Source organism: Stieleria neptunia, from assembly GCF_007754155.1.
Taxonomy (GTDB): domain Bacteria; phylum Planctomycetota; class Planctomycetia; order Pirellulales; family Pirellulaceae; genus Stieleria; species Stieleria neptunia.
The window spans coordinates 3,447,032-3,467,027 of the sequence record NZ_CP037423.1; the positions used below are offsets into that span (position 1 = coordinate 3,447,032).

The 19,996-nt window shown below is 59.7% G+C and carries 18 protein-coding genes and 1 riboswitch; of the genes, 7 read left to right on the forward strand and 11 right to left on the reverse strand.

Going from position 1 to position 19,996, the window contains the following annotated elements:
- The first annotated feature begins 4 nt into the window (after window positions 1-4).
- A complete protein-coding gene (locus Enr13x_RS11975) occupies window positions 5-793 on the forward strand; it encodes a hypothetical protein (protein ID WP_145386294.1) in 789 nt (262 codons plus the stop codon).
- Between the two features lie 81 nt (window positions 794-874).
- Here the strand turns inward: Enr13x_RS11975 and Enr13x_RS11980 are convergent, their stop codons facing one another.
- Together Enr13x_RS11980 and Enr13x_RS11985 are read right to left on the reverse strand one after the other, a co-directional pair.
- The gene (locus Enr13x_RS11980) at window positions 875-1,498 is read right to left on the reverse strand and encodes a hypothetical protein (protein ID WP_145386296.1); all 624 of its coding nucleotides are present in this window, start codon (window positions 1,496-1,498) and stop codon (window positions 875-877) included.
- Window positions 1,495-1,857 (reverse strand): DUF4112 domain-containing protein, encoded by a 363-nt coding sequence (locus tag Enr13x_RS11985; protein ID WP_145386298.1) that lies wholly within the window; start codon window positions 1,855-1,857, stop codon window positions 1,495-1,497. Before Enr13x_RS11985 ends, Enr13x_RS11980 begins: the two co-directional genes overlap by 4 nt.
- A gap of 141 nt (window positions 1,858-1,998) precedes the next feature.
- On the opposite strand from Enr13x_RS11985, the gene Enr13x_RS11990 reads away from it, so the two are divergent.
- From Enr13x_RS11990 to Enr13x_RS12005, 4 genes are all read left to right on the forward strand, one after another.
- Window positions 1,999-3,102 (forward strand): exonuclease/endonuclease/phosphatase family protein, encoded by a 1,104-nt coding sequence (locus Enr13x_RS11990; RefSeq protein ID WP_145386300.1) that lies wholly within the window; start codon window positions 1,999-2,001, stop codon window positions 3,100-3,102.
- 569 nt (window positions 3,103-3,671) lie between these two features.
- A riboswitch (cyclic di-GMP riboswitch) is annotated at window positions 3,672-3,764 on the forward strand.
- Window positions 3,765-3,822: 58 nt separating this feature from the next.
- The gene (locus Enr13x_RS11995; RefSeq protein WP_145386302.1) at window positions 3,823-4,467 is read left to right on the forward strand and encodes a hypothetical protein; all 645 of its coding nucleotides are present in this window, start codon (window positions 3,823-3,825) and stop codon (window positions 4,465-4,467) included.
- A 124-nt stretch (window positions 4,468-4,591) separates the two neighbouring features.
- A complete protein-coding gene (locus Enr13x_RS12000) occupies window positions 4,592-5,785 on the forward strand; it encodes a pilus assembly protein TadG-related protein (RefSeq protein WP_145386304.1) in 1,194 nt (397 codons plus the stop codon).
- A 145-nt stretch (window positions 5,786-5,930) separates the two neighbouring features.
- Entirely contained in the window at window positions 5,931-6,356 is a 426-nt protein-coding gene (locus tag Enr13x_RS12005) for a TadE/TadG family type IV pilus assembly protein (RefSeq protein WP_145386306.1), read from the forward strand.
- 208 nt (window positions 6,357-6,564) lie between these two features.
- On the opposite strand, the gene Enr13x_RS12010 is transcribed toward Enr13x_RS12005, so the two are convergent.
- Window positions 6,565-8,004 (reverse strand): RecQ family ATP-dependent DNA helicase, encoded by a 1,440-nt coding sequence (locus Enr13x_RS12010; RefSeq protein WP_145386308.1) that lies wholly within the window; start codon window positions 8,002-8,004, stop codon window positions 6,565-6,567.
- A 134-nt stretch (window positions 8,005-8,138) separates the two neighbouring features.
- On the opposite strand from Enr13x_RS12010, the gene Enr13x_RS12015 reads away from it, so the two are divergent.
- Window positions 8,139-9,407 carry a GspE/PulE family protein gene (locus Enr13x_RS12015; protein WP_145386310.1) on the forward strand — a complete coding sequence of 423 codons (1,269 nt, stop codon included), beginning with the start codon at window positions 8,139-8,141 and terminating at the stop codon, window positions 9,405-9,407.
- 344 nt (window positions 9,408-9,751) lie between these two features.
- Here Enr13x_RS12015 and Enr13x_RS12020 read toward each other — a convergent pair whose 3' ends face one another.
- Both Enr13x_RS12020 and Enr13x_RS12025 read right to left on the reverse strand, forming a co-directional pair.
- Window positions 9,752-10,408, reverse strand: a complete 657-nt coding sequence (locus tag Enr13x_RS12020) for a hypothetical protein (RefSeq protein ID WP_145386311.1) — start codon at window positions 10,406-10,408, stop codon at window positions 9,752-9,754.
- Window positions 10,409-11,220: 812 nt separating this feature from the next.
- Window positions 11,221-11,841 carry a response regulator transcription factor gene (locus tag Enr13x_RS12025; protein ID WP_145386313.1) on the reverse strand — a complete coding sequence of 207 codons (621 nt, stop codon included), beginning with the start codon at window positions 11,839-11,841 and terminating at the stop codon, window positions 11,221-11,223.
- A 596-nt stretch (window positions 11,842-12,437) separates the two neighbouring features.
- Between Enr13x_RS12025 and Enr13x_RS12030 the strand changes: the two genes are divergently transcribed.
- Complete coding sequence (locus Enr13x_RS12030) at window positions 12,438-13,889, forward strand: TonB-dependent receptor (RefSeq protein WP_145392249.1); 1,452 nt, start codon at window positions 12,438-12,440, stop codon at window positions 13,887-13,889.
- A 25-nt stretch (window positions 13,890-13,914) separates the two neighbouring features.
- On the opposite strand, the gene Enr13x_RS12035 is transcribed toward Enr13x_RS12030, so the two are convergent.
- The 6 genes from Enr13x_RS12035 to Enr13x_RS12060 form a co-directional block, all read right to left on the reverse strand.
- A complete protein-coding gene (locus Enr13x_RS12035; RefSeq protein WP_231744230.1) occupies window positions 13,915-14,661 on the reverse strand; it encodes a class I SAM-dependent methyltransferase in 747 nt (248 codons plus the stop codon).
- Window positions 14,662-14,699: 38 nt separating this feature from the next.
- On the reverse strand, window positions 14,700-16,016 hold the full coding sequence (locus Enr13x_RS12040; protein ID WP_145386315.1) for a serine/threonine-protein kinase: 1,317 nt from the start codon (window positions 16,014-16,016) through the stop codon (window positions 14,700-14,702).
- Window positions 16,016-16,594 carry a sigma-70 RNA polymerase sigma factor region 4 domain-containing protein gene (locus Enr13x_RS12045; RefSeq protein ID WP_145386316.1) on the reverse strand — a complete coding sequence of 193 codons (579 nt, stop codon included), beginning with the start codon at window positions 16,592-16,594 and terminating at the stop codon, window positions 16,016-16,018. Before Enr13x_RS12045 ends, Enr13x_RS12040 begins: the two co-directional genes overlap by 1 nt.
- 122 nt (window positions 16,595-16,716) lie before the next feature.
- Window positions 16,717-17,235, reverse strand: a complete 519-nt coding sequence (locus tag Enr13x_RS12050; protein WP_145386318.1) for a DMT family transporter — start codon at window positions 17,233-17,235, stop codon at window positions 16,717-16,719.
- Complete coding sequence (locus tag Enr13x_RS12055) at window positions 17,232-17,609, reverse strand: response regulator (RefSeq protein WP_145386320.1); 378 nt, start codon at window positions 17,607-17,609, stop codon at window positions 17,232-17,234. Before Enr13x_RS12055 ends, Enr13x_RS12050 begins: the two co-directional genes overlap by 4 nt.
- Window positions 17,606-19,918 carry an outer membrane protein assembly factor BamB family protein gene (locus tag Enr13x_RS12060; protein ID WP_145386322.1) on the reverse strand — a complete coding sequence of 771 codons (2,313 nt, stop codon included), beginning with the start codon at window positions 19,916-19,918 and terminating at the stop codon, window positions 17,606-17,608. The genes Enr13x_RS12055 and Enr13x_RS12060 overlap by 4 nt, the downstream gene beginning before the upstream one ends.
- Window positions 19,919-19,996: the final 78 nt, after the last annotated feature.

Sequence of the window (19,996 nt, forward strand, 5' to 3'; positions counted from 1 at the left end):
GTTTATGTGGATGCGACTGATCAAACGATTGCTGTTGGTCGGCGCATTACTCGTCGGCTCACTCGGTGCCACTGCGTTTTGGGCTCATCGCGAAACCAAAAAGGTGCCCGAATTCTACGAGCGCGCCATCGCCGCGCCCCCGCCGCAAGATGTCGCCGAGTCGGTCGAACAGCTCGAATCTGACGTGCAGAAACTGCAAGACGATGTCGCCCAACCCGGACTCTGGCAGGCCCGGTTTGCCGCCGAACAAATCAACGCCTGGCTGATCGATCAACTTCCCAAACGGTTCCCCACGCTCGAAGCCAAAGGATTGCAAGAGCCACGCGTGATGATCGAAGACGGTCTGTTGATGGCCGCGGCTCGATTCAAGGACCAACGCCTCGACGCCGTGTTGTCATGCGAGCTGAGTGTCCAATTGACCGACCAGCCCAACCGTCTGGCCGTCTCGATCAAGCAGATCCGCGCCGGGGCGCTGCCGCTGCCGCTGTCTCAGTTCAAAGACCGAATCAAGTTGATCGCATCCAAGACCAACCTGAATTTGCAATGGGAAACGCGTGACGGTGAATCAATCGCGCTGATCGATCTGCCCGACCAGTATCCGGGACACCTGGACGGATCGGTGATCATCGAATCGATCGAACTGGCCGACCAACACCTCATGGTCACCGGACAAACCGGTGACCTGCAATCATCCACGTTCGCGCCCCAGGGTGAAATCTACAAACTCGCACAGTTGGACGACGAACCGGACTCCGAGACGCTCTCGGACAACGGTTCACCCCGCGATTTGTGAGCACGCGAAGACACCTTGACAGACCGGAGAGGCTCGCGCCCTGCCGCTAACAAGAACACCCCACTTGGCTTCCCTGCGTCGCTAAGTGTCCCGCTCGGTGAATAGAGTTGCCGTCCAGGCGTGATGCGGCTCGGGCGCGTCTCCGCCCGATCGCGAAAACCGAATCACCACCCGGGCGTCGGCATCTCGACCGTGACGCATCCCCGTGGTTGAATCTTCCGTTGCTGAACGCGTCCAGCGCAGCCGAGCTTCGAAGCAGGTCGCCGTCTGGCGTTGCACTTCGTATCGCCCGGTGGCAAGTTGCCGGACCGATCCGCGGCCCGCCCCGATGTCGCCTTCGAAATCCAAATAACGCTCGCGATGATCCGCCAACCGCAGTGCCGGCGTGGTGATCCGATCCTTCCAACGCGCTGGTCGATGGTCCAACTCGGGGATCGGGTCGGTCGCCCAGGTCCATAGCGTTGCCACCGCAGACGCTGGGGGGGCGACGTTCACCGCGCCTGGATCGTCTGCCGCACCCACTGATCGAGCGTCTGGCGGTTGGAACAACCAGTCCCAATGCACCGGTCCCGCGGCGATGCTCTCCGTGCCCATGCGCCCCTCCGCGACAGGTCTCCGAGTGGGCGGTTGCTGCCTGGCGAAATCGCCGCCGATGGCGTGAATCAGGATCGTGAACCGTGGCAACGCGTCGATCGTTTGCCTCATCGATCGCCCACTCGCTTCTTGAGATGCGTTTCCAACAGGACCGCGTTCCGCCGATTGGACTTCCAATACCAATCAAACAGGTCACCGGCGATCGGCACGGCCCCGAGTGTCGCGTCGATCAAGACGTTGCCGCACATCCGGATCAATACCCCCGTTGACGCTTTCATGCGAACCGCTTCGGCGATCAACCACAGCCCGACTGCTGCGGTGGCTGCATCACCCACGCCAGGCAACAGCCCCACCAACGTGTCCAATCCGAATCGGATGCGGGTTCCGGGCAAAACGAATCGGTCATCCATCAACCCCGCGAACTTGCGGACCCGCACCAGACGCCGCTCCACATCCTGCCATTGCGACATCTCACGCACTCCCGATTGTCGTTTTGCCGTTGCCCCAGTCGCCCAAGTTTAACTATAGCCACCTCAAACGATCGAGAGGGTGATCAAAGTCAGCCCCGGCCGCTACGGTTGGGCCCAACAACGTTCGGCAAGGAGGCCGGGGTGGGGATCTTTTCCAAACGTCGACGAAAAAGCTCCTTCAGTAGCACAAATCCGCTGCTGCGCTGGTTCGGCCCGGGCGCGACCACGCTCGGATTGCTGTACGCGCTTTACATGTTGCTCACCGGTGGGCTGAGTTTTTCGTCGCTTGACGGATTGCTCGGGCCGGATCCCGAGACGGCGTTTCGCGGCGAAACGATTTCGCTGGGCGACCGAACCGATCGTCCAACGGATCGGATTCGCATCGCGACCTTTAATATTGAACACTTCGCGGACAAAAAATCCAGCATTCGAACCAACGAAGACGGCGTCGATGTGTTGGGAACGATCGCCAAGATCGTCAGCACGTTTGATGTCGTGGCGATCCAAGAACTGCAGGGGGCCGACGGCATCGCCCTGCAGCGACTGGTCGGGTTGCTGAACGAATCCGGCGGCAATTTTGCCGCGACGATGAGTGATCCGATCGGCGAAGCCTACTTGGAATCGTACGCCTTCGTCTGGGATCGGTCACGGATCAATCTGGTGCCCGGTTCCGCCTATGTCGTGCAGGATCCCGGCAAACGCATGTACCGCGAGCCGATGGTGGCTACGTTCGAAACCGTCGTCCCCCAAGATAGCGGGCAGCCGCCGTTTCGCTTCACGATGATTAATGTTCACACCAAACCCGACCGTGTCGATCCCGACGACCAGGATAGCGAAATCAACGTGCTGGCCGACGTCTTTCAACGCGTCCGGGAATACGAATTCCAACAGTACTCCGAAGACGACTTCATCTTGCTGGGTGACTTGAACGTCAGCGAAAAGAACTTGGGACAACTGAAATCGATCCCCGGCGTGCTCTCGCTGGCGGCCGACATCCAAACCAATATCAACCGCACCAAGACCAACGATCACATCCTGATCGACAGCAGCGTGACCGCCGAATACTCGGGCCGACTCGGCGTGATTGATTTGAAGGCCGACCTGGGCCTTTCCGAACAACAGGCCAATGCGATCAGTGATCACATTCCCTTGTGGGCCGAGTTCGATCTGTACGAACAGCCGCCCGTCGCTCGAACGACCGCGACCGCCACGGCCAGTGGTCCCGGAACACGGCTGATTCAGTAGGACGACCGCGTTTCCAAGTACGACGGCCCTTCCGGGCCGTCGCCCCGTAGCACTCTCCTTTCCAAGTACGACGGCCCTTCCGGGCCGTCGCCAGCAGCACTCTCCTTCTCACACGTACGATGGCCCTTCCGGGCCGTCGCCAGCAGCACTCTCCTGTTCCAAGTACGATGGCCCTTCCGGGCCGTCGTCCGTTGGACTCCCGACGACGACCTGGAAAGGACGTCGTACCACGATCCGCAGACCGCATCACACCCCATCGGCCAGATCATTGGTCTTTGCCGCGTTTCGCGTCTTTCTCAAGCTGGACGGTCCCATTCGCCGATCCTCGGCCGCTACGCCGGCGGCGTCGAACCACAACCCTGGGTCACCATTAGCCGGGCCCCCAGGCGGCTTTCCCAAAAAACTGAGGGCATCCCCTCATCGCGCCGCGACAACTGCGACGACCGTCACGACGCGCACGGGGGGGCGTCTCTTCATAGACCATACTTTTGGGGAAACGGGCATTTCCAGACGCAAATCGACATAGCGTTTGATTGCCAAGTCAGCTCGAACGGTTCCCCCTTTCAAAACCCTCGAAACGGCAAACCACGTGCAAGCGTGGGACGCAAAGTCATGGGTCCGGCACGCTTCATTCGAAGCGGACGGATTGCCAGACCACCGAAGGGGATTCCCAATCTCAGCTGCGGCATCTTTTCTGCCTCGTCTATTCAGGGAACCCAAATGTCACACGCATTGACTCGACTCGGTGCCATGCGCGCCACACTGATTGCGGGAGGTTGGTGCTTGTTCGCGTTGATCCCCGGCCTCGCCGCAGCGACCGAACCCGTCCTGTTCATGGTTGAAGAGGATTGGGAACTGACGATCAACGAACCCGAAGTCAAAATCAACTCGCCCCAGATCGCGTTCTTTCTACATCCCGACGCGGATCACGCCGATTGCTATTTCCAACTGCAGATGAACTACGCCGCCGATGACGGCTACTCCAGCGGCGGTTTCCACGTCGGTGCCTTCTGCAACGAAACGCTCGTCGACGAAGAACGCAGTCAGATTCAAGAGACGCTGTATTGCGACAACGACCGGATTGAATGGACCAGTGCGATGGCTGTCTTCAATGGCCAACTGATGTTCGCGGTAAAAGAGGGACACAGCATGCAGTGGGGCCATTTCGGCGGCCCGGAATACCTGGTGCAAATGGATGACCAAGACCTTCACGCGCTGGACCACTACACGCCTGAGAAGAGTCTCGAGACGGTGGACATCGGATTCGGGAAAAACCGGGTCGCATCGATTCGGCTCAAGACGGTCCATTTGACCTACACCAACGGTCACACCCAGACGATCCACGTCAACCAATTTGCCCACTGAGCATCCCGCCGTGCAGACAAGCACGAAGCGCAAACGCGTGAAGTCCAGCGACATAACGACACCGACGCAGCTCCGCGAGCGTCTATCGAGTGAGATCGGTCCCGTCATCTAATCAGGTTATCCCATGTTTCAATCGACATTGCAGCGCGATCGCGCTCTCAAACCCGTTGCTTTTCCAACCGTCACTTCGGGTAATCGCCTTTCGGCAAAACGTCGCAAGGGCTCGGCACTTGTCTTCAGTGTGGTGCTGGTCGCCGGACTGTTGGTCGTCTCGGCGATCGCTATCGACTATGGACACATCAACGTTTCCCGATCCGAAGTCAAACGGACGGCGGATGCCGCGGCCATGTCCGCGTGTTGGGAACTGTTCGATGGTGTGGTCCAGGGCGACGACGCAACCGCCGTGCAGTGCCAGATCAACGACGCCGCATCGATGATCGCGTCCAAGAACGTTGTCAGTTCCCGAGCGCCGACGCTGAACGCCGACGCCGACATTGAAATGGGCTTCTACGATCGCAACCAACCAGGTGACCTGGACACCGCGGACCCCTCGCGTTTCAATGCCGTCCGCGTCCACGTCCGACAGACCGAAGCCAACAACTCCGCCATCCCGTTGTTCTTTGGTTCCGTCACCGGCCGCGCCGAACAATCGTTGCAGGCGCGGTCGACCGCTGCTCTGTTCAAGACCATCTCCGGGTTCCACAAGCCTAAGGATGCGGGTGAGACGTTGGACATCCTGCCGATCGCCCTGGATCTGGAAACCTGGGAGCAAGTCGTCGCAAAGCAGACCGAGGATGTCTATTCGTACTCCGGCGGTCAGGTCACCAGCGGCAGCGACGGATTTTATGAATGCTCGCTCTATCCGACCGGAACGGGATCGCCGGGTAACCGTGGGACCGTCGATATCGGTGGCAGCAACAACAGCACCAACGATCTCAGCCGGCAAATCTTGTACGGCATCTCGGCCCAAGACATGGACGACCTCGGCCATTCGCTGGAATTCGATTCCAATGGAGAGTTGGAACTCAACGGTGATACCGGAATCAGCGCGGGGATCAAAGACGAATTGGCAGCGATCATCGGCCAGCCCCGGATCATCCCGATCTTTACCAGCGTCCACGGCAACGGCAACAACGCGATGTACACGATCGTCCGCTTCGAAGGCATCCGCATCTTGAGCGTCAAACTGACCGGCCCGATGAAAAAGAAGCACTTGACGATTCAACCGGCTCCGATGGTGGCCCGATACTCGATCTTTAAAGAAGCCCCCATCGAAGAGAGCGAGTTCTTGTTCACGCCCGTGATGCTCGTCGATTAGTGCTTCGTCGACTCGCTTGCGGGTCGTGGCACTCGTCAAGCGTTTCGGCCGGTAGCGCGAATCGCCGAATGTCGTGACGACTTGCCCGACCGCAAGCACAGACCAACAAGTGAAACAAACGCATCATCAAACGCCAGTGATTCCAATGAACCGTCGAAACCATCCAAACCGTCGAAAAGCGTCGCGTCGCGGTGCCGCGACTGTCGAATTTGCCTTGATCGTCCCCGTCATGCTGACCTTCACCTTTGGGCTGATCGAGATGGGGCGAATCAGCATGATCAAAGAAGCCGTCGTCCAAGCCTCGCGCGAAGGGGCGCGCGTCGGGATTCGTCCCACCGCGTCGATCGAAGACGTGCAAGCACGGGTGAACGAAGAATTGGCGATCATGAACCTGACCAGCGCCAACGTGGTCATCACCCCGACGTTTCTGGAAGAAGCCGAACCGGGCGACGACATCAAAGTCCGGATCACGATCCCGATCAGTGCGGTCAGCTTCGTCCCCGGGTTCTTTGCCTTCGAGGGAATGGACATCGTCGCCGAAACCGTGATGCGGCGTGAAAGCACCGGCTGACGCCAGCGGGACGTGTCAGCGAGCGGCGCGCCCCCTCGTTCCCAGGCTCTGCCTGGGAACGCGATATCGGTGTGGCTCCGCCACACGCGTGTCTCGTTTGCGAGGCGGAGCCTCCGGAGCAGTGTGTCCCCAGGCGGAGCCTGGGAACAAGATGAAATCAACAGGCCGGTGGTCGACACGCGCCACTGGCTCACGCCGCGTGCCGGGATCATCCTGGTGCCGCCGGATCGGCGAAGTAGCGATTCAGGAACGGCTTGCGATCGCCTTCTTCGGCTGCGAACTGGACCATCGCGTACAACCGCTGTTGATCGCGACGTTTCTTTTCCGCCAATTGTTCATCGTCTTGCAGACGCGCCGGTAGCGGCGCCCGCACTTCAAAACACTGCGGTGGTCGCGGCCCGGCGACCACACCGTGCCGATCCAAGATCGAAATCGCCGTGGCGATCCGATGGTCGTGTTTGCTGCGACGTTGCAATTGGCCGTTCATCCAATCCAGACCGAACGCCCTGCACTGCTCGCCGTGCTCGGCCATCAATTGATACAACCGCGTGTAGAACGCGGCATCGGGATTGGACCATTCGATGAATTGCATTTGCGTCATCAAGTCTTCTTGCGCGTACAACCACACGCACCGACTCGGTTCCCCGTCGCGACCGGCACGTCCGATCTCTTGGTAATAAGACTCGATCGATCCGGGGGTTTCCGCATGCACGACCATGCGAATGTCTTCCTTGTCGATGCCCATGCCGAAGGCGTTGGTCGCCAACACCAGATCGGCATCGCCGGACATGAATTCGTCCTGCACGCGACGGCGATGATGGCGTGGCAAATCACCGTGGTAACTGACGTGGTCGATCCCTTCGGACAGCAGGTGATCGCTGAAACGCTGGAGTGTTTTGATCAACGAGAAGTAGACGATCGCGCTGCCCGAGCGGTACTCGGGATCACGCAGGATGTCACGCAGTTGGTTCCGTTTTTCTTCTTCGTCATAAACCGGAATCACATCCAAACGCAGGTTCGGGCGATCGATGCCTTGGTGAAACAGTTTGACTTGCGATGCATCGATGCCGATCTGGCGGTAAATGTCTTGACGGCACTCGGCCGTGGCGGTGGCGGTCAGCGCCAGCGTGGTGGGATCGCCGATCGACGCGCGGATCTCGGCCACCCGCGTGTAGTCGGGGCGGAAGTCGTGGCCCCACTGGCTGACACAATGCGCTTCATCGATCGCCAACAGACGGACCGATCGTCGTGACAGCGCCTCGCAAAAGTCGTCCTTGCGGAAACGCTCCGGGGTCACAAACAGAATCTTGTACTGCCCTCGGGCCAAGGCGTCATAGCGGGCCAAACGCGTCGCGCGGTCCAACGACGAATTGATGAAACTGGCATCGATTCCCCGTCGCAGCAACGAATCGACCTGGTCCTGCATCAGTGCGATCAAGGGGGAAAGTACCAAGACGATCGAGCGGTCGTCGTCGGCACTTGACAGCGCCGGAATCTGATAACAGAGCGACTTGCCCATGCCGGTCGGCATCACGACCATGGCGTGCCCCCCCGCTAAGACGTGTTCGATGATCTCCGCCTGTCCGGGGCGAAAGTCATCGTAGCCGTAGAATCGACGGAGAAGTTGCTTGGGGGGTGGCGCATTCATGCCATTATTTTTCACGCCGCAGCCGAGTTGGGAACGGGGCACCGGCGGTTTTTTGCGTTGTGCGCCGTTATCGTTCATATTAACCAACCGCTACTCATGACCGACTTCTCCGATTCTCCTGGAAGACCCGCAACGTGAACGACGAATCAATGATCGATTTGCAAGACCAAGGAAACCTGGAGGGTGAGACAGAGCTTGCGCCACCGGAACTTTTCGCCGCCAACCTGATTGAATGGTCGTTGGAGCGACACGCCAGTGATTTGTTTGTTTCGGACGTCGATGGCGCCGTGCTGATTTCGGTCCGGCGACTGGGCCGGATCGAACCGGTTCGCAAACTCGCCCGCACCTACGGCCATCGGCTGCAAGGACACTTGCGCGTCTTGGCAGGTGCCGACGCGGGTGAATCCATCCGCCCGGTCGAAGGCCGAGGCAACATCACCACGCCGGACGGCTCCAAGGCGCATCTTCGCCTTAGCAGTATCCCCACGCTGTACGGCCAAGACGTTGCGATCCGATTGTTCGATCCCGTGCGTGGCGCCCGACCGCTCGACGAACTGGGCATGGACTCGGTGGACCTGAAATCGATCGAGCACTTGATCGGGCAACGAAGCGGATTGATCCTCGTCACCGGTCCGGTCGCGAGTGGAAAGAGCAGCACGCTTTACGCCATGATGAATGAGCTCAATGACGGCTCACGGAAAATCCACACCATCGAAGACCCCATCGAACATGCACTCTCGGGCGTGATGCAATCGCAAACCAATGCACGCCTCGGGTTCGGCTTTGCAGAACTTCTGACGGTCGTGCTGCGGCACAGCCCCGATGTGATCATGATCGGCGAAATTCGTGACCGCCAAACGGCGGAAACCGCGATCCGAGCCGGGGCGAGCGGACAACTGGTGCTGGCAACGGTGCACTCGACCAGCACCGCCGAGGCGGTCGACATGATGCTTCAGTACGACAGTGACCACATTTTCTTGGCCAGCGCCCTGGCGGGCGTGATCAATCAGCGTTTGGTCCGCCGGCTCTGTCCGGTCTGCCGCAAACCGTCCGAAGGCTCGCATCCGACCGAAGTCCCCGAGCGGATTCGCAGTCGCATGCAAGGGGAAGAAGCGTCGGTCTTCGTCCCCTTCGGTTGTCACCTCTGCTACGAAGGCGGCTATGACCAGCTGATCGCATTGCCAGAGATCATGGTGGTGGACACCGTGATCGAAGAAGCCATCGCCCGGCGGGCCAGCGCCTGTGAACTGGAGACGATCACGACCGAGGACGGGATGCTGCGGCTGGGCGAAGTCGCCCACAGTTACGTCCTGCGTGGGCTGACCTCGCTCGATGAAATCAATCGCGCCGTGAACGACCCGCACCTGGCGAGTCTGCAGCGTCGCGCCGAAAAGGCCGGTTGAAGAGTGCCTCAACGGAAACGGGCTCAGCCGGTCAGCCGCCAACATTTTCGACCGATCGCCGCTACGCTGTGAAGCCTCTTTTTAGCGGCAGGGCGCGAGCAGGCTGTCGGTTTAGATCGGGATCTGCTGAGTCAATGGTGAGCCGCTGGCCGTAAGGCCCCGGGCAGCGTCGCAGTGCCCGGCCGCTTACGCGGCGCGCGGCTCACAAAAACGACAGCCCGCCAGCCCTCGGGTGTTTTGGCAGAGATGAAGAACCGGAGGGCTCGCGCCCTGCCGCTAAAACTTAAAGAAACACATCGAAAAAATGCTTCACAGCGTTAGGATCGCCGAGTACGGCCAGAACTCTATTCGGCCGCCTCGCTCTCCAATTCGGGGCGCGCAGGCGGGTCGCTTTCGGACGGATCCACGGCGGGGGCCTCATCGGCGTCTGGGCCTTCCGCTTCGGGACGCTGCGGTGCATCAGGCTCACTATCGGGGCCGCCCGCTCTGGGGCCTCCGCCACCGCCTGACATCTCCGAATCGTCATCGGACGCCGGCGGTTCGTCAGCGTCCACCGGCACCAGTGGACGTTCGGGATCCACGACACCCGATGCCTCGTACACGAATTTCGCGTGACGATTGAACATCAAACCGTCGTTGTTTCGCAAGTAGACCGTGTACAGCTTGTGTGGTTTGACCACCAAGCCGCCACGCCAATGATAAACCTCCACTTGATAGCGGCCGTCTTCGAAGGTTTGCACAGGTTCCCTTCCCAGCAGTTCACGAACGTCCGTGTTGGACAAAAATCCGACGCCCTTGCGGTTGGCCTCCACACTGGCCTCGGTGACTTGATCGTAGGCCGCGTTCACCGCCGGTCGGGCCACGAGATAGTCGTACCCTAACGCAACGACCATTAACCCCAACACGACATAGAGCACTGTCTTGCGAGTTCCGCCGCCGGAATCTTTGCTGGGCCATTGTTCGTCCCGCGCGTCAGCGGAATCCTGGGGCGTTTCGGACATGGGAGGGGTGCCTTCAAAATGATCGAGAGGAATGGGGCATGATGTACCGCCCTCCGTTGTACTAAAGCTGTTCAGGCCCGGGGGATCCACGATGGAGCATCGCCGACATTAATACCGGAAAATCGACAGCCGCTTCCGATTCAGTTCGGGTTGAACGCCATCGCATCACCGCAGGCGAGACCACAAAGCAGAAAGGTTCGGATTGGACCGACTCGTGCGGTCGGAACGACCGGTGGCGAGAAATCGTCAGCAAAGAATGGGCGGCGGTAGCAGGCCAAAGCTATTCACCGATCCAACAAAAAAAGGCAGCACTTGTCGGTGACGCACAAAACTCGGCTGAGTCCAGGTATCTGCCCCGAAACCTGTTGCTTGCGATCACCGACAAAGGCGCTGCCTCGCCCCGTGAACTCGATGATTCGCCGGCCGTTACGTTTGACGGTGACGGGGCCGATCGGTCGGAAGTGTTGTGTCGTCAACACCTGCGCCTGCCTCACGCGCATCGTGCTTCGTTACACCTTTCCGCAGAACAATGTGGCGGCTCAGAGGAATGTTCCGGCGTTGCCGCCGGAACATTCTCCAAGAGCCCCATGTATTCCGCAGGTTCCTTCCATGATCGAAGCCCGTGTCTCCCTACAAAGATTCGTCCGGTGAATCATCGTTCCATCGTGGTTATCGATCCCTCGATTCTTGCTGATCCCTCAACAAGCATCGTTCCCTCGATGATCAGAGTATTGCAGATCGGAACCGACCGGACGAAGAGCAGAAACCGAAAAGCGATGTGGTAACCCGCAACCCGCCGGAGGTGACCTTGCTTAGGTATCAAGCATGTCCGCTTCGATGACCATCCGTACCAGATCGACCACCGATTCGGCTTGCAGCTTGGTGTAGATCTCGCTGCGACGGTTCTCCACCGTTCGCACGCTGACGTCAAGACGATTCGCGATCACCTTGTTCGGTTTGCCCGCGACCACGTAAGACAACACCGTGCGTTCGGACGGCGTCAGTTCGTTGATCCGCTCCCGGATCGCCTGACGGTGCGCTTCTTCCACTCGCTTCCGTGCGTCCAACGCAAGCGCCTTTCGGATCGCGTTCCAGAGATCATCTTCCAGATAAGGCTTGTCCAGCAACGTGATCGCGCCGCGCTGAATCGCTTGGACCGTGACCGGTGTCGTCGCAAACGCTGTCAGGACGATGACCGGCAACAACGATCCCATGTCACTGAGTTCCGCTTGCAACTCCAAGCCGCTCATCCCCAGCATCCGGATGTCGGTGACCAGGCATCCCGGTTTGTCCTTGGTGTAGAACTCTAAAAAGGCCTCGGCCGACGCAAATGCCATCGACTCCAACCCCATCGAACTCACCAGGGCACAGACGGATTCTCTGGCCCGCTCATCGTCATCCACGACGAAAATGACTTGTTGTTGCCAAGACATCGAATGCGTTCACCCCGTAGCGACGAGTTGGATTGGATTGGTGGTGACGAGAGCCGCCCACATCCCACCTGTCGGGTATCGACACACCGCCTCGGGAGAATGGGAAGGGGGCATCAGTGTCGAGTTTTTTGGCGGAGAGTTCAATCTGCCAGCACCAGAGGAGGGAGCTGCGGTCGGCAATCAATTGGGAAGGGTGTTCGAATGACCATGTCTTGCGAGTTCTCTCAAGCACGGACTTCGCTGCCTCACACCCTCCGACTGACCGGGGCAAAACGGCACGCATCTCGTGCTCACAGCATACTACACTTTTGACCCGAAGGGCAATCAGCCCCCTCTCGGTGTGAATGCGTTTGCCGCCCCCTGATTCGCCGGGATGGCACAGTGCGGGGGCTCTTGGGAGGCACTGCGTGCGGGCACTGCGTGCGGGCAACGTGGGGGCGTTCCATTGCAAACGTCGCCAGGATGACCGTTTGGCCTCATTGTGCCCGAACCACCGCGGCTGGCGGGCATCCATCGGGAACGGGCCCAAATCGCGAGCCATGATCTACTTGCGAGTCTTTTTCCACAACGCGACCCAACCCGGCGAACCCAACCCGATGATTCGAACCCATCAATCCAGTCAGCACGCTGAACCTCTCGACACGCACCAAAAAGCTTTGGAGGTCAACCTGGATCCCCGTCGCTATGGCACGTTTGCCGAAATCGGCGCGGGGCAAGAGGTCGTCCGCTGGTTCTTTCGTGTCGGTGGCGGGGCCGGCACAATCGCTAAAAGTATGTCGGCCTATGACATGAAGGTCAGCGATGCGATCTACGGACGGGCGTCACGCTACGTCTGTCGTGAACGGCTGCAGGCGATGCTCGACTATGAACACACGTTGAACCTGGACCGGTTGCGCGAGGTCCGCGGTGAAACGACCGCGTTCTTCACCTTCGCCGACACCGTTTCGGCGAGAAACTATCACGGCACCAATGCATGCCACGGTTGGATGGGGATCAAATTCCAGGCCCATCCCCAAGACGAAGACAGCCAGATCATCATCCACGTCCGGATGCTCGATGACGAGGCGGCGCTGCAACAGGAAGCCCTCGGCATCGTCGGCGTCAACCTGGTTCACGGCGCCTTTGCGCTGCACCACGAGCCCGAGTTGTTGGTCGCGTCGCTGCTGGACGGCTTGTCGACCTCGCGGATCGAGATCGACATGATCGAGTTCTCCGGCATCGCGTTCCGCCACGTCGACAACCGCTTGATGAGTCTGAAACTGGTCGAGCTCGGATTGAGCGGTGCGGCGATGTTCGCGGCCAGCGGGGAGGTTTTGCAGCCTTCGGAGTTCTTTTACCGCAAAGCGATCCTGGTCGAACGCGGAAGTTTTCGCCCCGTCTGCAACGTCAACTTGGACATGCTGCAGAGCGCCCGAGAACAATTTTCCAAGCATCCCAACGTCGTGGGCAAGGAAGTCGTCTCGGTCATGGAACTGACGATGAACAACTTGAAGGCCGCCGGTGAAATCAACCTGTCGGACTTCCTGGCACGGGCCGATGTGATGGCCACCTGCGGGATGCCGGTGCTGATTTCCGACTACTTCCAGTACTATCGGTTGGCCGCCTACCTGTCACGCTACACCAAAGAAAAGATCGCGATCACGATGGGCGCCGGCAGTCTGTTGGAACTGTTTGACGAACAGTACTACACCGGGCTCCAAGGCGGCATTCTGGAATCCTTTGGGCGGATGTTTAAAAACGGCCTGCAGGTCTACTGTTATCCGATGCTGGATCCCGAACGCGGCGAATTGACGACCAGTGAGAACTTGGACATCAATCCCCAGTTGAGACAGTTGTTCGGGTATCTGTGTGACCGCGGCGGCATCATTGACGTGCAAGACTACGACCCCGCCTGCCTGCATGTGCGATCAAGGGACGTGTTGCAAAAGATCAAATCCGGCGACCCGGAATGGGAGTCGATGGTGCCCGAGTCGGTCGCCGAAGTCATCAAACGCAAATGTTACTTCGACTACCAACCGGCAGACGCATTCGAAGACGCCGTGCGATAAATGAAAAGGGGACGGGGGTGTTTTTTTAGGTCTGGGATGTCGCGGCACGCGATGGGTTGGGTTTTTCGCCGACCAGGCCGGTGGCGCAGCCCCAAAAATAAGACCGCAGACTCGTGTTCAATCCGGCCGCTTGAAACGCCGTGACCGCGGAGCCGCAATTACCGAACGCGACCGTGTAAACGCCCAACATGCGATAGTTGTCCGGATTGCCCATCAGGATCCTGCCGATGACCGGGATCAGCTTGTTCAAATAAAACAGGTAAGGCGTTCTGAGCCATCGTGAAGGCGGGACCGAGATCTCGATGAAGGAAAACGTCCCGCCGGGCTTCAGGATTCGATGGACTTCGTGAGCCAGTCGGGTGGTCTGTTCACTGGAAAACGTCTTCAGGCCAAACGACGAGAGAACAACATCGGCGGACGCGTCTGGTACCTGGCTGCAGAGCGCGTCTTCCTCGCGAATCTCCAATTCGCACGTCAGCCTGCCGTCGTGGTTTTCACGAGCCTTGTGGCACATCACGGGAGAGTTGTCGACGGCAACGATCTTGCCGCCAGGACCGATCCGTGCTTCGACCCCCGGGCAAAGTTCGCCCATGCCGGTCATCAAGTCGATCACGGTGCTTGACTTGGGCATCGAAAGTTGCGCGAGGCACTGTCGCCGCCATCGACGGCAAAACCCGAAGGACGAAATCAGATTGACCGTCCCATAGGTGGCCGACATTTCGTTGAACAGCTGTCGGACAAACAGCGTTTCGTAGATTTGTTCGGATGGCAAGGGATTTGATTCGTGCAAAGGAGGGAAGGTGGTACGCGTCAGGGACGCATCATCTTGAGCCACCACGAACGCTTAACGGGCCTCTGATCCAGCCGTGACTGCAATGACTCGCCAATGATCGCGCAGGCATCGCTGCGACTGAAATCGATTCCGTCGGTGATCTGTGGGATCCAGGCGGCTTCGATTCGATCGGGTGACTCCAAACATTCCCCTGCGATCATGCCGACCAATCCGATCGTGTCGCGGCGAATCCGGTCGGGCAGTGTTTTCGATAACTCGTGATCCCAGTTTGCAGAGGTTTCTGCCCAGCAAGTGACCCCGGATGCGGCGTCGATCAGGTTGGCATTTGAGTTGTGATCAACGATCACGTTTTCGCATTTCACACTGCCATGCGTCGCGCCGATGCGGTGTGCCGCGGCAAGTGCAAACGCGACACGCACCAGCATCTCCCAACGTGGAACGTGCTCCGCACCGGGCGGCCGTCGTGCAAAGGGATCACCGAAGATCCAGGGGCGCACGACGGCGAGGTGGCCGTTGTTGATGGCGGCGATCCGCGGTGCCACCCAGGACGGGTGCGTGACGCTGCTGGTTCGCTCGCAGATGTCCAGGATTCGCGTCCGTTCGGTTCGGCCCAGCGTCGCCGGCAGCGGCATGACCTTCATCGCCACCGTGTCGCTCCGCTCGCTGTCACGGCCTTTGACCAACCAGCATCGTCCCCGCCGCAGTTGCACGGTCGCAATGCAACGGGCGCCGACGATCCACTCGGGCGGCTTGATCGGGATCGGTACATCGATCGAATCGTTTGGACGCGTTTCCGAAACGGGTTGCCCGGCCGAACGATGCCCCGCCGCAACGGTCATCTGCCGCTGGACCACCGATTGGTCCCAGTCCAAGCTGTCGCCCGTGTTGATTTCGCCTGTGTTGATTTCGCCCGGACCAGGTTCCAGGTGAATCAATTGTTCGATCGAATCGGCAAGCTCCGGAAATCGATCGCGAAAGCAGGCGGCATCGTAAGCCTGACCTTGTTCACGGCGGACACAAAGCTCGGCATCGATCAGGTCCAATACATCGCTGTCGGACTCGGCAAGCTGTGGGAACTGCTTCAAGTAGTCCTCCACGACGATCTCCTGGCCCCGGCGACGTTGCCCGATCAAGTCGACGGCCGCCAATTCCACCAGACCCCTCGTTGGCAGCGATGACGGATCGATCAGCTCCGCCAGCGGCGACGTGGGGTGACTTTCGCGACGCCGCTGCAACCATCCGATCAAACCATCGATCCCGGCGCCGTGGGGCGACGTGTCGGCGGTTGCCGCGGCGGGACGGCTCGAATCCTGCGCGGACGGATGCTCGGCCATCACGACGACTCCGACAAACCGATCTCTTCGCGCGCCCGATCGAGTGCACGGCGAACGCGCATGCGGGCGGTGTCCGGTTTGATCCCCAGCCGCTGACCGATCTCGTTCCAGTCATGGTTCTGCAACATCATGTCGAGCGCCAAGGCATCGGCATCGCCCAAGATCGAACGCACCCGATCGGCGACTTCTTTGCGGAGCGCGATCTGGCTGGGCGAAGTCTGGGCGCCGCGCAGTTTGATCTCTTCCACCGGAGTCGCTTCGTTGCGACGAAAATCGCGGCAATGACGCGCCAGCGTGCGAAAGGTGTCGACCACTTCGTTATCGATCGCCCGCAGGATATAAGACAGGATATCCTCCGCCGTCAACGAATCGGCGTCCGTTCGCTTGGCCAGATCCACCATCACTTCGTTACAGATGTCCATCGATTCGGTCTGACCGGTCAGACCATATTGCCGCAAGCGTGTCCGCGCGCGGCGGCGAAGCTGGCTGCCAAAGCTTTGCCAAACATCGTCTAGCGAGGCGGCCTGCGAAGGCGTCTCGGGCGAATCGGCATCATCGAGAGGGGGTTCATTGGACATGCGATCGGGGCCTCCAGCGGAGTGCAGCATTCAGTTTAATCTGTGCGGCAAGCAGGGTGGTCGCCATCGCAAGCTGGAAGCTTAGGCCACTTACCCGATCGCAAGCTGGAAGCTTACGCCACTTATTCCTCGGACTCGACGATTTCGACCGCGGTGTCTTGGGTCGCTTCCAGCTTTCTCGCACCGACGATCGCCAAGATCCCCAGCACCAACAACAGCGTCCCACAGACACGCAGGGCAGAAACCGGTGTCTTCGGATTGCCGAGCAGCCCATAATGGTCCAGCAACAGCGCCGCCAGCGTTTGCCCCGTCATCACGGCGGCAAACCAGGGTAGCGAGCCGATCCGCGGCACGATGAACAGCGACGTCGAAACCATCACCACGCCGATCGCGCCGCCGAACCAAATCCACCACGGCAACTGCCGCGGCGACACGGCAAAGGCGGGCGGGAATTCCCCGACCAACAGCGTCAACACCAACAGGATCGCCGTGCCGCTGCCGAACGAGATCAGCGACGCTTGCAACGGGTGCGCGACGCTCTTTCCCAGTGATCCGTTGATGCTCGGTTGAGCGCCGAGCAGACCGCCGGCCAACAAGCCGACGCCGATCGCGATCAAAAAGAAGCTGGTGGAATGGTTCAATTTGAACCCAAATACGGTTGAAGCAGTTCGACGGTCTTCGGGTCTCGCAAGGCAAGCTTTCCGAAGCCTCGCACGCAACCGGCCTCCATCGCCGCTTGCTGGTGCTCTTCGTAATTGGTGACCAACATCACGGGCACTTCGGCGACGTCCCCTTCCGCTTTGATCGTTTTGACCACGTCCATTCCATCGGAGTAGTCACGATCAAGTTTCCGATTGACGGTCACCAGCGCGACGTCACGTTGACGGAGCAACGTGAGCGTCTCTTCCGCGTTGTGTGATTGCACGACGACGGCATCGAAGTTGGAAGTCACAAACTGACGGATCGAGTGAAAATCGGGACCGCAATTACCACAGTCCACAACGGTCTTCGTCATTGCGATTGCTTCTCGATGGCGAACAACTTGTCTTTGGTGCTGATGTAGATTCGGCCGTTGGCCGCAATCGGCGTGCTGTAGACGCTGCTGCCCATGTTGATTTCTTCCATCGGCTCGTTGTACTGCGGGCCGAACTGGAAAATCGCCACGTCGCCGTCTTCGTCGCCCACGTAGACGTGCCCATCACTGATCAGCGGGCTGCCCCAGCTTTGTGCGAACATGTCATAGGTGAAGTGCACTTTGGCCTGGCCGTTCTCGCCACGGGCATCCAAACAGTGCAGCAATCCCGAAAAGTCGGCGACATAGATCACGTCGTCTTTGATCGCACAGGTGCCGATCGTGCGGTGCATTTCCTCTTCGAAGTCGATTTCGCCGTCGTCGTTGTTGTCCGACAGCGAATAGTGCCAGACCACGGCCGAATTCGGATTGTCGACGGCGATTTCGCCCTTCTCAGGTTCAACCGCTTGGATCCGTTTGTGGGGGATCTCGGTGCGACTGTCGCCTTCGACCTTCATCGCCAATTGCGGTGACACGTTGCCACGCTTGTTGGGATCGATGCACCAGAAGTGGCCTTCGCCCTCACCGTGCTCGGGATCCTGCCCGACCGCGATGTAAACCAAATCGTTGTAGACGACGGGCGTCGCGATCAGATTGTTACGCGTTCCTTCACCGCCGATGACCCATTTGGATTCCTTCGGGTTGCAGTCGAATTTCCACAGCAATTCCGGCTTGCCCTCGACGCCACCGTCGGCTTTGAAGCTGTACAACCATCCGTCTCCGCCGCAAAACAAAACCTGCGGCACGCCGCCCAGCACAGCGACGGTGGGGCTGGACCATTGGCCGTGCAGGATGTTGGATCCCGGCGAGGAGTCCTGCCACAGCAATTCGCCGGTGTTTTTGTTCATGCACAGGAACGTCGGTGCATCGGGGGCGGGCAAGTTCAGGTGCGATTCGTCCAGGCCATTGCTGGTGTTGACGAACAGGTAATCGCCATAGCTGGTCACGCTGCACGAGCACATGTTGTGTTGGCTGGTGCCCAGTTCCTGCATCATGTTGTAGATCCAGATGGTGTCGGCGTCGCGTTTGTCGTGGATGCCCAGACTCTTGAGCACGCTCAACCGAGGCCCGGCCTTTTTCAGTTCGAATGTGCGGTCGACGCCGCCGAAGTTTCCGCTGGCGACCCAGCCGGCGCCTTCGTTGACCGTTTCAATTTTGACGTCACCGCTGACCGCTTCGCCGGCCGTTTGCAGCGCTTCGACCAAGCCGTCGGACAGTTTGCCTTCACCGAGTGCCGCGACCGCTGCCTTGCCGGCGTCGCTGGCGAGCATCAGTTCGGCGACAAACGCCGTTTCCCCTGTCACCGGCCCGTCGTCTTCGCCGTCATAATAGCCTTCGACGTCGAGACAGCGGACTTCCCCGCGGCTGGTCACAAACCACAACCGATTGCCTTCGACCAGCGGTGCACAGCAAATGCCTTGCAGCGGCCAATCGTGAACGCGTCCGGTGATCAGCTTTTCGCTGCTGTGCTGCCACAGGAATTCTCCATCGGCTTCGTTAAAGGCCAACAAGCATCCCAAGTCGACTTGAGACGGATACCGTTTCAGGTGCCCGGCACCGTTGTTGGTGCCGACAAACACGCGGCCGCCGGCGACGACGGGATTCCCGTACGTCTGGCTGCCCAGATTGGCATACCACACGATGTTTTCCGCGTTGCTGTTGTCCCACTCTCCGCTGCGACGATCAAATTTCCCGATGTTCCAGGTTCGCGGCAATCCGGTCACGCCCGGCGTGTTGTTGCGCAATCGCGTTCCGCCCCACTGCGGCCAGTCCTTCCCGCTCGCCATCACTTCGTTGGGATCCGAGACCTCGGCAACCAACGTGGTCGCCGATGCTTGGTTTTCCACCTTGGCATCGCTGGTCGGTTTGGCGGCGACCTTGGCGACGGGTTCGCTGGCTGCCGGTTCGCTGGCTGCCGGTTCGCTGGCTGCCGGTTCGCTGGCTGCCGGTTCGCTGGCGATCGGCTCGGCCGCTGCAGGCTCGACCACTTCGACGGCGGGTTTGACCGGCATCGGGACTTCGGCAACCGGAGTCTCGGCCGCGACGGTGGTGTTGGCCGTCGTGTTGGACGCCCAGCGGGCCGACGTGGTCGTGTTGCTGCCGGTGGTATTGCTGCCCGACGTGTTGCTGGTTGCCGCGGCGGGTGGCACGGCGGTCGGTGGCTTGCAACCACTGAACGCAACGGTGGTCAGCGTGCCGAGACAGAAAGCAGCCAAGATCATCGAGAACGCCGAGAGTTCTTGTTTTCGCATTGCGATGGGGTCAGTCGACCTGGTGTGGGGTGGGAAGGGGCATTGGGGAGGGAAACTCATTCTAGGCAACACGACCGA

Excerpts from the sequence above, each read along its gene's own strand:
- Enr13x_RS12060 (WP_145386322.1), bottom strand. The coding sequence starts at position 19,918 with ATGCGAAAACAAGAACTCTCGGCGTTCTCGATGATCTTGGCTGCTTTC.
- Enr13x_RS12005 (WP_145386306.1), top strand. The coding sequence starts at position 5,931 with ATGAACCGTCGAAACCATCCAAACCGTCGAAAAGCGTCGCGTCGCGGT.
- Enr13x_RS12030 (WP_145392249.1), top strand. The coding sequence starts at position 12,438 with ATGATTCGAACCCATCAATCCAGTCAGCACGCTGAACCTCTCGACACG.
- Enr13x_RS12020 (WP_145386311.1), bottom strand. The coding sequence starts at position 10,408 with ATGTCCGAAACGCCCCAGGATTCCGCTGACGCGCGGGACGAACAATGG.
- Enr13x_RS12045 (WP_145386316.1), bottom strand. The coding sequence starts at position 16,594 with ATGTCCAATGAACCCCCTCTCGATGATGCCGATTCGCCCGAGACGCCT.
- Enr13x_RS12040 (WP_145386315.1), bottom strand. The coding sequence starts at position 16,016 with ATGGCCGAGCATCCGTCCGCGCAGGATTCGAGCCGTCCCGCCGCGGCA.
- Enr13x_RS12000 (WP_145386304.1), top strand. The coding sequence starts at position 4,592 with ATGTTTCAATCGACATTGCAGCGCGATCGCGCTCTCAAACCCGTTGCT.
- Enr13x_RS11975 (WP_145386294.1), top strand. The coding sequence starts at position 5 with ATGTGGATGCGACTGATCAAACGATTGCTGTTGGTCGGCGCATTACTC.
- Enr13x_RS11995 (WP_145386302.1), top strand. The coding sequence starts at position 3,823 with ATGTCACACGCATTGACTCGACTCGGTGCCATGCGCGCCACACTGATT.
- Enr13x_RS11980 (WP_145386296.1), bottom strand. The coding sequence starts at position 1,498 with ATGAGGCAAACGATCGACGCGTTGCCACGGTTCACGATCCTGATTCAC.
- Enr13x_RS12055 (WP_145386320.1), bottom strand. The coding sequence starts at position 17,609 with ATGACGAAGACCGTTGTGGACTGTGGTAATTGCGGTCCCGATTTTCAC.
- Enr13x_RS12025 (WP_145386313.1), bottom strand. The coding sequence starts at position 11,841 with ATGTCTTGGCAACAACAAGTCATTTTCGTCGTGGATGACGATGAGCGG.
- Enr13x_RS11985 (WP_145386298.1), bottom strand. The coding sequence starts at position 1,857 with ATGTCGCAATGGCAGGATGTGGAGCGGCGTCTGGTGCGGGTCCGCAAG.
- Enr13x_RS12010 (WP_145386308.1), bottom strand. The coding sequence starts at position 8,004 with ATGAATGCGCCACCCCCCAAGCAACTTCTCCGTCGATTCTACGGCTAC.